Raw genomic sequence first — 13,525 nt, 5'->3', positions numbered from 1 at the left:
CTCACGAGGACGGAAAGGGAAACAATGAGTTTCGACAGTTTCTATTTCTATACCACATAGACGGGCTTATCCAAGGGTCATCGGAAATTCAGGACTCGATGTCGATGGCGGGTTTCGGCGCTGATCGGAACCGCGGCCCATTCACGTCAGGGAATTGCACAGATGATCGAACTCAGACCTTTCGCAAAGCTCGGCGGCGCCGATCACGGCTGGCTCAAGGCCAAGCATCATTTCTCCTTCGCCAGCCACTATGACCCGAACAACATGGGCCATGGCGCCTTGCGGGTGTGGAATGACGACGAGATCGCACCGAACACCGGCTTTCCCGCCCACCCCCACGCCAACATGGAAATCATCACCTATGTGCGCGAGGGCGCAATCACTCATCAGGACAGCCTCGGCAACGAGGGCCGGACTGAAGCGGGCGACGTGCAGGTGATGAGCGCCGGCAGCGGCATCCGCCACTCCGAATACAATCTCGAGCCGACCAGGACGCGGATCTTCCAGATCTGGATCGAACCGACCACGCGAGGCGGCCAGCCGACCTGGGGCGCAAAACCATTCCCGAAGGCGGACCGCTCCGGCAAGCTCGTCACCATTGCGAGCGGCTTCGAGGACGATGCGGAAGCACTGCCGATCCGCGCCGATGCGCGGGTGCTCGCCACCACGCTGAAGGCCGGCGAGAGCGCCGAGTACGAGCCACAGCAGGCGCGGCACCTCTACCTTGTGCCCGCGGCGGGTTCCGTCGAGGTGAACGGCGTCCGCGTCAATGCCCGCGACGGCGCCGCGATCCGCGACGAGGCCAAGCTGAAGATCACGGCGCTCGAAGACTCCGAGCTCGTGCTCGTCGACGCGGCGTAACCATCTCTCATGGCCGGGCTTGTCCCGGCCATCCACGCCGATCCGCGTCGAACAAGAACGTGGATGCCCGGACGAGCCCGGGCATGACGTCCCCAACAGCCAGCCGTCAACCCCACCCAACGGAGACTACCATGACCAAAGTTCTCGTCCTCTATTACTCCGCCTATGGCCATATCGAAGCCATGGCGAATGCCGTCGCCGAAGGCGCGCGCGAAGCCGGCGCCACCGTCGACATCAAGCGCGTGCCGGAGCTGGTGCCGGCCGAGGTCGCGAAGGCCTCGCACTACAAGCTCGACCAGGCCGCGCCGGTCGCTAGAATCGAGGATCTCGCGAACTACGACGCGATCATCGTCGGCACCGGCACCCGCTTCGGCCGGATGGCCTCACAGATGGCGAACTTCCTCGACCAGGCCGGCGGGCTCTGGGCCAAGGGCGCGCTGCACGGCAAGGTCGGCGGCGCCTTCACCTCCACCGCGACCCAGCACGGCGGCCAGGAGACCACGTTGTTCTCGATCATCACCAACCTGCTGCATTTCGGCATGGTGGTGGTCGGCATGAACTACGGCTTCGCCGGCCAGATGAAGCTCGACGAGGTCACGGGCGGGGCACCCTACGGCGCCACCACCATCACGGGCGGCGATGGCAGCCGTCAGCCCAGCGCCAACGAGCTCGCCGGCGCACGCTATCAGGGCCGCCAGATCGCGGAGACCGCCAAGAAGCTGCACGGCTGAGCCTCGCAGTTCAGCTTACGACCGACTGCATGGCTGATGCGACTCGGGCGGCATTCTCATTCGAGGATGCCGCCCCATCTTTGACCGGAATACTCGACAAAGAACGATACGAATGGCCTTCGAACTCTTGTTGATCGCGCAGATGATCCGCAAGCCCGCACAAGCACTCGCGCGCCGCTGGTATTGTCGCAGCCTATTCCGCGCCTCGCGCGGCCGGCTTCGCTGCGCCAGTTGCGCGGGATCGTAAGGCGCCGGCTTCTCGCTAGATTTGCGTGATGTCGGCGTAAGGCGGAGCTGAATCCGTCGGCGGAGGGGCCGGGGCCGTCGACAGCCACCAGCCCTTACCGGCAAACCAGCACGTCTCATCGGGAGCGCCTTCTCTCCGTAGAGACTGCACGCTTTCCCATCCTCTTGCGAACGCCTCACTCAATCGCCGACCCACCTCGGAGTCCTGCAATCCGGCGCAGCCGATGAACTGGGCGCGACTGAGGAATGTCGCTGGCCAGATCGCGCCGTTATCCGGGCGGGTTATCATCAACATGCCGCCGAGCGTGCCTTCCGGCGCCAACGGAAACACCAGCCGCCCGCCGGGCCGCAGCGCCTCGAGCCATTCCGCAGCCGGCTGCGCCGCGCCCGCGCAGACGTAGATCACGTCCGCAGCGGGCAGATCCGACGCGATGCCCGAGCGTTCGCGCACATCCACATGGGCAATGTCCTTCAGATTGTCGCGCGCGAGCGCCGAAAGGCGCGGGTCGATCTCATAGGCGTGAACGCGGCCGCCGGGTCCGACGAGATGAGCGAGGATCGCGGTGTAATAGCCGCTGCCCGCGCCGATCTGGACCACGGTCTCGCCTTCCCTGACGGCGCAACGGCTGAGCCAGTAGGCGTGCGCACCGGGCATTCCGATATTGAGGCCGCGCGCCGCGTCCAACGCCAACAGCGCGTTCTGGTAGATGAAGGCAGGATCGTCATCGGGCGTCACGACATAGGGGTGACTGCCGAAGGAGATCGACCACGGCCCGGGCCCGACGAACGGCTCGCGCCTGACCATCCGAAACGCCTGCTCGATGCGAGGATCCGCAGCCTTCGCAGCGGCACAAATCAGCTGCGCATAGAATGCACGATATTTTGTCGAACGATCTTCCATGTCGCCTCCGGGAAGCGCAGACGACGATAGCACATCAATTGCGATATTCGAGTGATCCTGCAACCCGGGCGCGAACGCTATCGCACTCCCTTGCCCATCGCCCGCGCCGCGATGGCGGCGAGCCTCGGATAGCGGCGCAGGCCCTGCGCGGCGTGGTCGCGCCACGCGTAGGGCAAACCGCGCCAGGACAGCGCCACGCTGACATCGGTCAGCAGCACTTTTTCGGCGCCGAAGCGCCGCTTGTAGTCCTGGTTGCCGATGCTGAGGTCGAAGCGGCGGATGCCTTGCGCATGCAGCGCGGCCATGGTGCGCTCGGTGACGAGCAGACCCGGCGAACAGCTCGACCATGCATCGCTGGCATGACTGATGCGCAGCAGGATATAGGTCGCGCCATGCTTGACGCCGAGCGCGGTGGCGACGACGCCCTCGTCGCACACAAGCGCCGAGACAATGGCATAACCTTCCGCGACGCCCTGGCGAACGACCTCGCGATAGAACCGCGCATGGGTCTCGTCGTTGAGGACGAAGGGCGAGCCGAGCTTTTGCATGCGCGCCTGCTGCTGCGCATCCATCACGTCCAGCAGTTCATGCGCGCGCCCGACGTCCGCGGCGATCTCGAAGCGCGCGCCGGCATGGCGGCTGAAGACTCGCCAGCAGCGCGGCATCTGCAGGCGCTTGATCGCGGCCTGATAGTCGCGATAGTCATCGCCCATCAGCACGAGATTGCCATTGAGCGAGGAGGATCCGATCCGCCCGAGCGACACCAGCGGATTGGGCTTGCCTCCGACCTGCGCCGGCATCTTCCTCAGGCGGAGCAGATCGAAACGGTCGGGCAACGCGCGCAAAGCGTCGATCAGCGCCTCGTTGATCGCATCCGTCGCCTCCGCATCCAACGCAGCATCGAGCGCCAGGATCGGCGCATTGTTGTCGGAGACCCCGAGATCTGCGAACTCGACGATGCGGATGCCACGCCTGATATGGCTGATCATCGGCACGATCGCGATGTCCTTGCCAGTGGCGACATCGAAGATCACGGCGATCAGCGGGGCGACGTCCTGAAACGACTCGTACCAGGCGTCGAGCCAGTAGACATGCTGGAACGCGGTGCGGTGCCCGGTGCTCAGGCGCGAGGCCACGTGCCGCCAGTCGCGCGCGAAATCGATTGCGATTCCCGACGTGCTGGACACCCGGCCGTCTAGTTGCTCGACGCTGAGAAACGTCATTCCGCTGGACATACGACTACTGAATGTTTCCCGATAGATTATGTTTTGCTGCAGACCACAAGCAACCTCGCCGCTTATCGTTAAGCCGGTGTCACCGGCGGCTTGGCTGCGACAAGCTGTCAGCGTTTCGGTTCTATCTGCTCTACGCATTGGAACCTTGCCAGGAAGTGCAGGCCGGCCACGGCAAGCGCGAACATGAACCAGATCGGATTCTGCCGGTCGAGCAGGAAGGTCTCGGTGGCCCCGTAGTACAGGCCGAACAACCACACGGTGAGGAACAGCTTGGCCAGTGCGCCGCTGCGGCTGTGAACCTGGGCCGCCTGGAAATTGCCAAGCGGTGCGAGCACAAAGACGAGAACGACCAGCAGCAGGCCCGGCAGACCGATTGTGACCGCGAGATCGAGATAGCTGTTGTGGCTGTGCGCCGCAGTGGTTGCCCATTCGGCACCTTGCGCGGTCTGCCGTGCCGTCACGTCGTCCCAGAACGCCGCATAGCCGTGGCCGATGATCGGCTTCTCCGCGACGGCCGCGAGCGCGAACTCCCAGATCGCGGAGCGCCCGGTGAAGGTGGGATCGAGCGGAAGCAGCCGCGTCATCGCCCCGAGCGCCGGGCTGAGAACGCTGCCGACCGTCAACAGGTTCATCAGGATCAGCGGCACGAAGCAGATGATCCGCTTCAGCCACAGGCCCGGCGTGACATAGACCAGGGAGGCGAGAGCGTAGATCGCAAGGCACAGCACCGAGGACGTCTTGCCGCCGGTGAAGATCAGGAAGATGCCCGCCAGCGCTGCGACCGCCGGGCCCATCACGAAGGAGCCGACGGCGGACAGGTAGATGCCGACATAGACCAGGATCGTCATCACGGGCGAAGCGATGTTCTTGTGGGCAAAGCTGCCGCGCCAGTCGCCGGCAAGTTGCGGTTCGGTGATGTCGAGGGCCGTGTGGATCGAGTATTGCGGAGCGAGGAAGACGCCGAGATAGCAGAGCGCGAGCAGCACGAGCGCGGCGATACCCAGGCAAAGGTTGAAGCTGCGCTGCGTCGGCGGCAGCAAGGGCAGCAAGACGGCGAGCGACGTCACGCTGGCCGCGAGCACGAACCGCTGGAGCGAAACGCCGCGGTTCTCGGAGAAAGCGATGTTGATCAGCAGCCAGCCGACGAGGCAGAGGTGCAACGGCGTCACCAGGGTCCTCAGCGACGGAGCGTCGGTGGCGGCGGCGAGCAGAACCGCGACCGCAGCCAGGAGGCCGAAGGAGATGTAGGTCAGCGCCATGCGTCCGCCGACGACGGTGACGAGGTCGGGATTGCGCAGGTCCGGGAACGGATCGAGAGTGACCAGCACCAGCAGCAGCGCCGCGACGGCGACGAGACAGCGCGCCGCGTGCGCGGCATTCAGCCTCGCGAGCCCATCGCGCAGGACGTGGCCGAACGACCGGGTCTCGACGTCGGTGATGTCAGCGGCGCTGCGATCCAAGCTGCAATCCATGGGCAGGTGGTGGGGCCGGGGAAGCTCCAGGTTCTAGCTCATCCCCGTTAACCATTCGTCAACCAGCATCGCGACGATGGCGGACACTGGTGCCGCCGAACTGCGACCGCACGCCTCCAGATTTGGCACCGGCTCGATGGCACCGGCTTAACGCTAATACACGAAACCGGCGCCGCGCCGACCTTCGCGGCAACGCTTCGACCGTAATGGGGATATCATCCGCAACGGCCGAGGTTGCCTATGCTGGCGTTGGCAAGCGCGGCAGATGCGCCCTGGTTAACAGTCCATTAAAAGACGAGCCGCCGCTTGATCACCGCCGACGACGTTCTCGAACTCCCGGTTGCGCCGCGCGCGCCGGCGGGCCTGCGCAGCCCGCTGCCGGTGAATTCGGTCGCGGTGTCCGTCGTCATTCCCGCCAAGAACGCAGCGGCCTATCTCGGCGAAACCCTCGCGAGCGCACTGACGCAAGGCGATGTCGGCGAGGTGATCGTCGTGGACGACGGCTCGACCGACGATACCGTGGCAATCGTCCGCGCCGTGCGCGATCCGCGGCTGCGCCTGTTGCACAACGACGCTGCCGGCGTGTCGGCGGCACGCAATCTCGGCGCCCGGCATGCGAGCGGCGAGTGGCTTCTCTTCCTGGATGCCGACGACCGCCTGCGGCCCGGTGCGGTCTCGGCGCTGTTGTCGGCGGCGCGCGGCGCTCCGCGCGCGATTCTCGTCTACGGCGACTACAATACGATCGATGGCGAAGGACGGCAGATCGGCCGGCGCGACCTGTTGAAGGGACGCCGCAAGCCGTCCGGCGACGTGCTGGTGCAGCTCACGGCTGGGAACTTCATCGTCAACGGTGGCATCGTGCTCACACGTGCGGACGCTTTCCGCGCCGTCGGCGGTTTCGACGTCTCGCTCAGATATTGCGAGGACTGGCATTGCTGGTGCCGCCTTGCAGCGATCGGCGAATTCGCATTCGCGCCGAAGCTTCTGCTGGACTATCGCCTGCATACGTCCAACACGATGAACGCGGCGGTGCGGACCCCGCAGGATTTCCTGCCGGCGGTCGCGCGGGTTTTCGATGACGGGCTGATCCTGGCGAGACTCCCCGAGGGCACGGCGAGCGGATTGCGCCAGGCCGCCGAGATTCATCTCGTCACCTATTCGGCGATGCAAGCGGTTCGCTTCGGCAGATATCGCGAAGCCTTCGCCTATCTCGCGATGATCGGCCGGCTGTCGCTGAGATCGCTGCCACGCGCCGCGATCAGGGTCGCCCTCGCCCGTTTCGGCATCTAGTCCGCCGCCGCGCCATCAGGACACGATCTTCGAGGCCTCATAGGGCCTTGGCTCGAGCCCGAAGGCTGCCAGGGCGGCGCCAAGCGCAACCATCACGGGATGCATCGCGACGACTGCCTTCGACGACCTCAGCAAGGCTGTGGCGCGGACCAGCGACAGCGGCACCCGCCCAAGCATCTGCGCGAACACCCGCGCACGCGCCGCCGTGGTCTGCGCGGCCTTGTACTGCACACGATAGTTGATCGCACCGATGCGCAGGCCGCGCTTTGCGATCCAGCCCAGGCTGGTGCGGTTGTGCGGCACGGTCTCGGTGATGACGGCGTCCGCCATCCAGTGGAACAGCATGCCGGCGTCACGGCACCGCACGAAGAAATCACAATCGCCGCCGCCGAGAAAATTGAAGCGCAGGTCGAACGCGGGACGATCGAACCGTTCGAAGGCGGCACGCGTGATCAGACAATTGCCGCACCCATAGATCAGCGGCACTGCACCGCTGTAGTCATAGGCGGGACAGAAGGCGGGATGACGCGAAAGCCAGGGCTTGCTGTCGTCGTCGAAGACCGGCAGCACCGGCCCGCCGACCACGTCGGCACCGGTCGCCTCCGCAGTGCGGACCATCAGTTCGAGCCAGTCGGGCGAAGCGATCTCGTCGTCGTCGATCATCAGGAAACGGGTTGCGGCGGGAAACAGCCCCTGCGCCGTCTCGAATGCGGCGTTGATCGCCTGGCAGTTCCCCTGCCGCTTCTCGACGAGGCAGACGCCCTGGAGCCGGCCATCGGCGAGATACTCAGCGGCGACCGGCGCGCTTTCGCGCCGCGCAGCGTCGTTCTCGACCATGACGACGGCAAAGGAGCGGGGTGTACGCTGGCTCGCCAGCGAGTCCAGGGTCAGGCGCAGATGCTGCGGGCGCCGGAAACAGGGAATGCAGACGACAATGCCTACCGACAGATCGATGACGCGGGAGCTCGCCACGATCTCCCGGTTGGGATCGCACACGACGTCCGAGATGCGCGTGGCGGACAGGTCTGTCGGGATCAATGTCATGACGTCCTAGATGGCCGAGATATGTTGAGAAAGCCCTGCTTCGATCGCGCGGATCGGCCGCGTGCCGTGATGGCACGTCACTGCGGGACAGATGCGTGCCAAAATGAACGATCGGCGCGCGGCACACCCGCCACGCGATTCCGGTGATTTCCAGCAATCCCGGCACGACACCATGCACTTAACCGCCTTCGCGTGTTTCTGCCGCAAAACCTCGCACGCGTGTTAGTGCAATTCGCGGTCCAGTGCGCCGACAACGTCTCAGCATGAACAATGCCGTAGTTAACGCCTATACGCATTAACCCGACCGTAAGCACTGCGATCGGTGAGACGGCGCGGCATCGGATTTGCTCTTCGGGCGAGCGAGTCTTTTCCTGTAAATTTGAATAGAACAAGCGCGGTCAGAAAATCATGAACAAGCCAGCCACCATCGACTTCGCGACAGCCACGGCAATCAATGTCTCCGGGGCCTTACCACCCACCCAGGCGCTGCATGATCTAGTACCCGGCGAGGCCCGCGACAGCCTGCTCGCCGTCCACGACGTGCTGTGCCGCGAGCTGCCGCAAGACCGGCTCGCCATCTATGAAGCCGGCGGCGGCTCGTGCAGCGTACTGCCGCCGGAATTGCTGGGCCGCAGCAAGGTCACGGTCGTCGACATCGACGAGGACCAGGTCCGCAACAACACCTACGCCGACGAGGCGATCCTCGGCGACGTCCAGACCTACCGCTTCGGGCGCGAGACCTTCGACCTCGTGATCTGCTACAACGTGATCGAGCATCTGCCGAACGTCGACGCGGCGCTCCTGAATTTCCGTGACGCGCTCAAGCGCGGCGGGATGATCCTGATCGGCGCGCCCAATCCACGCTCGCTCTCCGGTGTCGTCACCAAATATTCGCCCCACTGGTTTCACGTCTGGTTCTACCGGCACATCCGCGGCATCAAGGACGCCGGCCTGCCCGGCGAGCCGCCATTCCCGACGTTCTTCCATCCGCTGGTGACGCTGCCCCGGCTCGAAGCTTTCGCGACAGCCAACGGCCTCGAGATGATCTATCGACGTGAGGTGGAGAGTCCGCGCTACCCCGAGATGCGCCGGCGCAAGCCGTTGTTTGCGGCCCTAGTCGACGCCGGCGCCGCGGTGCTGAACGCCGTGCTGCCGCGCGGCACCGACGTCCGTCGCGGCGACTATCATGTCATCCTGCGGAAGCGCTGACGGCCATGACGCGTGCCCGGCCCATCGCTGGACGAGCGGCGGCTCGCGGCCACGCTGCGCGCGGTAACGAATCGTTAATCCCTGGAAGATCCCGGTATCGCGAGCGTCACAAGGACGCGCGTAGGGGTGGCATGCGCTTAAACGCTTTGTTTGCCATTTCCGTGAATAGTCCCTCAGCGAGTATGGTTAATTTTCCCTGTTGCGTTGATTGGGCACCCATATGCCGGGTGCGTGGCGTAAAGCGAAGAGTAACCCCTCAGCCCGCGGCAGTTGGAATGAAAGCTGGGGATCATGCTTGACTATAACCAGCCGATCGATCGGACCGGACCGGCGGCCCCGCAACGGAAGCCTCAGGCCGGCTTCAACGTGCTCGAGCTCGTCAATTTGCTCTGGCGGCGAAAGGTCGCGATCGCGGCGGCCGCCCTGCTCGGCGCGACGCTCGCGGTCGTTGCCGGCAAGAGCGTGACGCCCCGCTACACCGCCACCGCTCAGCTCTATGTCGACCCGCGCGAGCTCCAACTCGTCGATCGCGAACTCACGCCCCGCGCCCAGGACATCTCCGGCATGTCCATGGTGGTGGAGAGCCAGGCGCGCCTGATCACCTCCAACAGCGTACTGCTCCAGGTGATCCAGCAGGCAGGTCTCGACAAGGATCCAGAATTCGGAGGCGGCGACGGCAGGAGCCTGATGTCGTCGCTGCTCGGCCTGATCGGCCTGCAACCCCGCGCGCCGTCCGCCGCGGAGAAGAATGAAGTGCAGCTTGCTGCGCTCGACGCATTGAACAAGCACATCACCGTCCGCAAGACCGAGAAGAGCTTCATCGTCGACATCGAAGTCTGGTCGACGGATCCCGCGAAAGCGGCGATGCTGGCCAACACGCTGACCAATGCCTACCTCGCAGAATCCCGCAACTCGCAGGCATCGGCGGCACGGCGCGCCACCAACGATCTCTCCAGCCGCCTGAAGGAGCTGCGCGACCGGCTGCGCAACGCCGAGACTGCGCTTGCCACCTACAAGGCCCAGAACAATTTCGTCGGCACCCAGGATGCGCTGATCAGCGACCAGCAACTCTCCGCCAGCAACCAGCGGCTCTCCGCGGCCCGTGCGGCGACGATGGATGCGCAGGCACGGCTCGATCAGATCGAGGCGAGCCGGCGCGCGGCCACGGATGCGGGTGCGATCCCCGAGGCGCTGCAATCGCCGACGATCGCGAATCTGCGCGCGCAATATGCCGACGCCCGCAAGAAATATGCGGAGCAGGCCGGCGAGCTCGGGCCGCGCCATCCGGCGCTGCGCCAGACCGAGAAGCAGGTCGAGGACCTCAAGCGTACCATCAACGAAGAGATTGACCGCTTCGCCCAGTCCGCAAAGAACGATTTGACGCGCGCCCGCGATTTCGAAGCCTCGCTCAACCGGGCGCTGGAGGCCCAGAAGCGGCAGAGTGTCCAGCTCAGCCAGGCCGCCGTGCGCCTGCGCGAGCTCGAGCGCGAAGCCGATGCCAGCCGTGACGTCTATCAGTCCTTTCTCAAGCGCTCCCGCGAGACCGAGGAACAGGAGAGCCTGAACACGTCGGCGGCCCGCGTCATCGGCGAGGCGACGGTGCCGCAGCGGCGCTCGTTCCCGCCCGCGATGAGCTTGTTCGCCATGATCGGCTTCATCTTCGGGGCGATCGCGGCCTCGAGCTGGTTCGTCGCGGTCGAGTTGCTATTCACCGGCGCGATCGCACCAGCGCCGGCGCCTGCCCGTCCACAGCGCGCGCCGGCGCCGGATGCAGTGCGGGCTCCGCAGCGCGCGCCTCCGCCAGAGGCTTCGCCGCCTCAGCCGGCCTCGCGAGTTCCGGAAGTCGAACAGATTCCGCCGGAACTTGTCGCGCCCCCGCTCCAGCCCTCGATGGTCGAAAAGCCCGTGATCGAGAAGCCGCTGATCGCACGCTTCCAGGAAGCCGACGTCATCCACACGCTCGGCGCCATACTCGCTACCGGCGGCGGCATCGACCTCACGCGGCTGGGTTGGCCAACGCTCCGCCCCGGCTTTCCCCTGACGACACTGCTCAACGCCTGGCGTGACATGCGCGCGGCGGTCGTCCGGCGCGCCCGCGGCAAGGCGATGCCGGTCATCGCGCTTGTCGGTGCCGGCGAGACCACCGGACGTAGCGTGACCACGCTGAATTTCGCGCTGGCCGCCGCCCGCGACGGCGCCCGCGTGCTGATGATCGATGCCGACCATCAGGCACGCTCGCTCTCGAACAAGGTCAGCCGTCCCAGCAAGAGCGAACCGAGCAGGCTCGGATGGCTCTCGATCGGCAGCAAGGACGCACGCGAGATCAAGACGGTCAACGGCATCTCGGTGCTGCCCGCCGCGGAGGGCGATGCCGACAAGGCTGCCGCCGCGATCCGCAAGGCGATTGCGCAGGCCCGTTCCGCCGGCGGCTATGATCTCGTGATCCTCGACGGCCCGGCGATGCCGCTCTCGGCCGGCGGCCGCAAGCTGCTTGACGACACCGACTCGCTGGTGGCCGTGCTGCCGACCAGCCTCGACGTCAACGACAGCCTGGAAGAGATCCTGGCCGCGCTCGGCTCTGCCGAGCGCAAGCTCGTCGGCGTCGTGCTCGACGAGCTCACCCCTGCAATCCAAACGCGCCATCGAGGCAGACAATATGCTTGAGCGCCGCGTCAACCTCGACGGACGGGCAGCGACTGCCGAGGTGCCGAGAATCACCGTGGGCGGGCTTCGCATGGCCGCGCTCGATCTGGAAGCCACCGCCGATTTCATGATCGAGGCGACCGATCCCGACAGTCGCATCGGCCGTCCGCTGTTCCTCACCTCGGCCAATGGCGAGGTGCTGGCGCGCTGCTCGACCGAGCCGCAGACCGAGCGGCTGTTCCGCGCCGCCGACCTGATCAACGCCGACGGCCAGCCTCTGGTCGCGGCCTCGAAGCTGCAATCCTGGTTCCCGCTGCCGGAGCGCGTTGCGACCACGGACCTATTCCATATCGTCGCGCGCAAGGCTGAAGCGGTCGGCCGCACGTTTTATATGTTCGGCGCAAGCGAGGTCGAGAACGCCGCTGCGGTCGAGAACGTCCAGAAGATGTATCCCAAGCTCAAAATCGTCGGACGCAGCCACGGCTATCTGCGAGGCGAGGCGCTGCGTGCCAAGGTCGAGGAGATCAACGCCCTGGCCCCGGATTATCTGTGGGTCGCCCTCGGCGTGCCCAACGAGCAGGCATTCGTAAGAGAGTTCACGCCGCATCTCACCAATGTTGGCGTCATCAAGACGTCCGGCGGCCTGTTCAATTTCCTGTCGGGCAGTCGTTCCCGCGCGCCGCAATGGATGCAGAAGATCGGACTCGAATGGGCCTGGCGCACCTTGCTGGAGCCACGCCGTCTACTCTGGCGCTATTTGACCACCAACCCCCGCGCGCTCTATCTTCTCTTCAGCCGCAACCGCCCCGTCCGCTAGAAGAAGAGCAGAAGACGACATGACCGACCAACCGACCGTCCTCGTCACCGGGGGTGCGGGCTATATTGGCTCGCATGCGTGCCGCGCATTGACCGCCGCCGGCTATCAGCCCGTCGTTTATGACAATCTCTCGACAGGTCATCGCAGCTTCGTCTCCGGCCCGCTGGTGACGGGCGATCTGCTCGATGGCGCGGCGCTGGCGCGCGCCTTCGCCGACCACAAGGTCACGGCGGTGATGCACTTCGCGGCGGCGAGTCTCGTCGGGGAGTCCATGACCGACCCGCAGAAATACTACATCAACAACGTCCAGGGCACGTTGTCGCTGTTGCAGGCCATGCGCAACGCGGGCTGCCATCGCATCGTGTTCTCCTCGACCGGCGCCGTCTACGGCAACGCCGATTCCAAGGCGCTGCCGGAAGACTTCCCCTGCGCGCCGATCAATCCGTACGGCGCATCGAAGCTGATGATCGAGCGCATGCTCGCCGACTACCGCACCGCCTATGGCTTCGGTGCGTTCTGCCTGCGCTATTTCAATGCCAGCGGCGCCGATCCGGCCGGCGGGATCGGCGAGCTGCGCGACAACGAAACCCATCTCATTCCACGTGCGATGATGGCGCTGCAGGGCCATGTCGACTTCGCGGTGTTCGGCGACGACTACGACACGCCCGACGGCACTGCCATTCGCGACTACATCCACGTCACGGATCTTGCAGCAGCGCACGTCGCGGCACTGAAGCTTCTGGAACAAGGGCATGCCGGCGGCAGCTTCAATCTCGGCACCGGTTCCGGCTTCTCCGTACGCGAGATCCTCGACGCGATCAGGCAGGAGGCCGGGCGCGAGGTGCCGCACAGCGTCAAGCCGCGCCGCGCCGGCGACCCCACCTATCTGGTCGCGGATCCTTCTGCCGCGAGAAAGGTGCTGAACTTCGTGCCGCGCCACTCCGATCTGCCGACGGTCATCCGCACGGCCTGGGCCTGGCACCAGAAGGCGCATCCGTTCAGATCGCGCTAGGCGACCGTATTGCAGCTTGCCGGCGGGTACCTTAAGCCGCTAAAGGGAATGAAGAGACTATGAA

11 protein-coding genes are annotated in these 13,525 nt (G+C 65.3%); 7 read left to right on the top strand and 4 right to left on the bottom strand.

Going from position 1 to position 13,525, the window contains the following annotated elements:
• The first annotated feature begins 162 nt into the window (after positions 1–162).
• A complete protein-coding gene (locus tag ACM42_RS32290) occupies positions 163–861 on the top strand; it encodes a pirin family protein (protein WP_271531871.1) in 699 nt (232 codons plus the stop codon).
• Positions 862–992: 131 nt separating this feature from the next.
• The gene (gene wrbA / locus ACM42_RS32285; RefSeq protein WP_271531869.1) at positions 993–1,592 is read left to right on the top strand and encodes an NAD(P)H:quinone oxidoreductase; all 600 of its coding nucleotides are present in this window, start codon (positions 993–995) and stop codon (positions 1,590–1,592) included.
• Positions 1,593–1,854: 262 nt separating this feature from the next.
• Here wrbA and ACM42_RS32280 read toward each other — a convergent pair whose 3' ends face one another.
• The 3 genes from ACM42_RS32280 to ACM42_RS32270 all read right to left on the bottom strand — a co-directional run bounded on the left by ACM42_RS32280 (position 1,855) and on the right by ACM42_RS32270 (position 5,434).
• Positions 1,855–2,739, bottom strand: a complete 885-nt coding sequence (locus ACM42_RS32280) for a protein-L-isoaspartate O-methyltransferase family protein (protein ID WP_271531867.1) — start codon at positions 2,737–2,739, stop codon at positions 1,855–1,857.
• Between the two features lie 77 nt (positions 2,740–2,816).
• Positions 2,817–3,962, bottom strand: a complete 1,146-nt coding sequence (locus tag ACM42_RS32275) for a GNAT family N-acetyltransferase (protein ID WP_271531865.1) — start codon at positions 3,960–3,962, stop codon at positions 2,817–2,819.
• Positions 3,963–4,081: 119 nt separating this feature from the next.
• A complete protein-coding gene (locus ACM42_RS32270; protein ID WP_271531863.1) occupies positions 4,082–5,434 on the bottom strand; it encodes an O-antigen ligase family protein in 1,353 nt (450 codons plus the stop codon).
• Between the two features lie 318 nt (positions 5,435–5,752).
• On the opposite strand from ACM42_RS32270, the gene ACM42_RS32265 reads away from it, so the two are divergent.
• Positions 5,753–6,736: a glycosyltransferase gene (locus ACM42_RS32265; protein ID WP_271531861.1), complete on the top strand. Its 984-nt coding sequence runs from the start codon at positions 5,753–5,755 to the stop codon at positions 6,734–6,736.
• Positions 6,737–6,751: 15 nt separating this feature from the next.
• Here ACM42_RS32265 and ACM42_RS32260 read toward each other — a convergent pair whose 3' ends face one another.
• Complete coding sequence (locus ACM42_RS32260; protein WP_271531859.1) at positions 6,752–7,780, bottom strand: glycosyltransferase family 2 protein; 1,029 nt, start codon at positions 7,778–7,780, stop codon at positions 6,752–6,754.
• Between the two features lie 408 nt (positions 7,781–8,188).
• Here ACM42_RS32260 and ACM42_RS32255 point away from each other — a divergent pair, with 408 nt between their 5' ends.
• The 4 genes from ACM42_RS32255 to galE all read left to right on the top strand — a co-directional run bounded on the left by ACM42_RS32255 (position 8,189) and on the right by galE (position 13,461).
• Positions 8,189–8,989, top strand: a complete 801-nt coding sequence (locus ACM42_RS32255) for a class I SAM-dependent methyltransferase (RefSeq protein WP_271531857.1) — start codon at positions 8,189–8,191, stop codon at positions 8,987–8,989.
• Between the two features lie 291 nt (positions 8,990–9,280).
• Positions 9,281–11,653, top strand: a complete 2,373-nt coding sequence (locus ACM42_RS32250) for an exopolysaccharide transport family protein (protein WP_271531856.1) — start codon at positions 9,281–9,283, stop codon at positions 11,651–11,653.
• Positions 11,646–12,449, top strand: coding sequence for a WecB/TagA/CpsF family glycosyltransferase (locus ACM42_RS32245; protein ID WP_271531854.1), 804 nt, complete (start codon positions 11,646–11,648; stop codon positions 12,447–12,449). The genes ACM42_RS32250 and ACM42_RS32245 overlap by 8 nt, the downstream gene beginning before the upstream one ends.
• A 19-nt stretch (positions 12,450–12,468) precedes the next feature.
• Positions 12,469–13,461, top strand: coding sequence for a UDP-glucose 4-epimerase GalE (gene galE / locus ACM42_RS32240; RefSeq protein ID WP_271531852.1), 993 nt, complete (start codon positions 12,469–12,471; stop codon positions 13,459–13,461).
• The last annotated feature ends 64 nt before the right edge of the window (positions 13,462–13,525 follow it).

Origin of the sequence: Bradyrhizobium sp. CCBAU 25338, from assembly GCF_028128965.1 — a bacterium.
Lineage (GTDB): Bacteria > Pseudomonadota > Alphaproteobacteria > Rhizobiales > Xanthobacteraceae > Bradyrhizobium > Bradyrhizobium liaoningense.
The sequence above is the reverse complement of the archived record's forward strand: the minus strand, read 5'-3'. Positions and strand labels throughout refer to the sequence as shown.

Bases quoted from the DNA above. Each gene is read 5' to 3' on its own strand.
- ACM42_RS32250 (WP_271531856.1), top strand. From the start codon at position 9,281: ATGCTTGACTATAACCAGCCGATCGATCGGACCGGACCGGCGGCCCCG.
- ACM42_RS32260 (WP_271531859.1), bottom strand. From the start codon at position 7,780: ATGACATTGATCCCGACAGACCTGTCCGCCACGCGCATCTCGGACGTC.
- ACM42_RS32275 (WP_271531865.1), bottom strand. From the start codon at position 3,962: ATGACGTTTCTCAGCGTCGAGCAACTAGACGGCCGGGTGTCCAGCACG.
- wrbA (WP_271531869.1), top strand. From the start codon at position 993: ATGACCAAAGTTCTCGTCCTCTATTACTCCGCCTATGGCCATATCGAA.
- ACM42_RS32255 (WP_271531857.1), top strand. From the start codon at position 8,189: ATGAACAAGCCAGCCACCATCGACTTCGCGACAGCCACGGCAATCAAT.
- ACM42_RS32290 (WP_271531871.1), top strand. From the start codon at position 163: ATGATCGAACTCAGACCTTTCGCAAAGCTCGGCGGCGCCGATCACGGC.
- ACM42_RS32245 (WP_271531854.1), top strand. From the start codon at position 11,646: ATGCTTGAGCGCCGCGTCAACCTCGACGGACGGGCAGCGACTGCCGAG.
- ACM42_RS32280 (WP_271531867.1), bottom strand. From the start codon at position 2,739: ATGGAAGATCGTTCGACAAAATATCGTGCATTCTATGCGCAGCTGATT.
- galE (WP_271531852.1), top strand. From the start codon at position 12,469: ATGACCGACCAACCGACCGTCCTCGTCACCGGGGGTGCGGGCTATATT.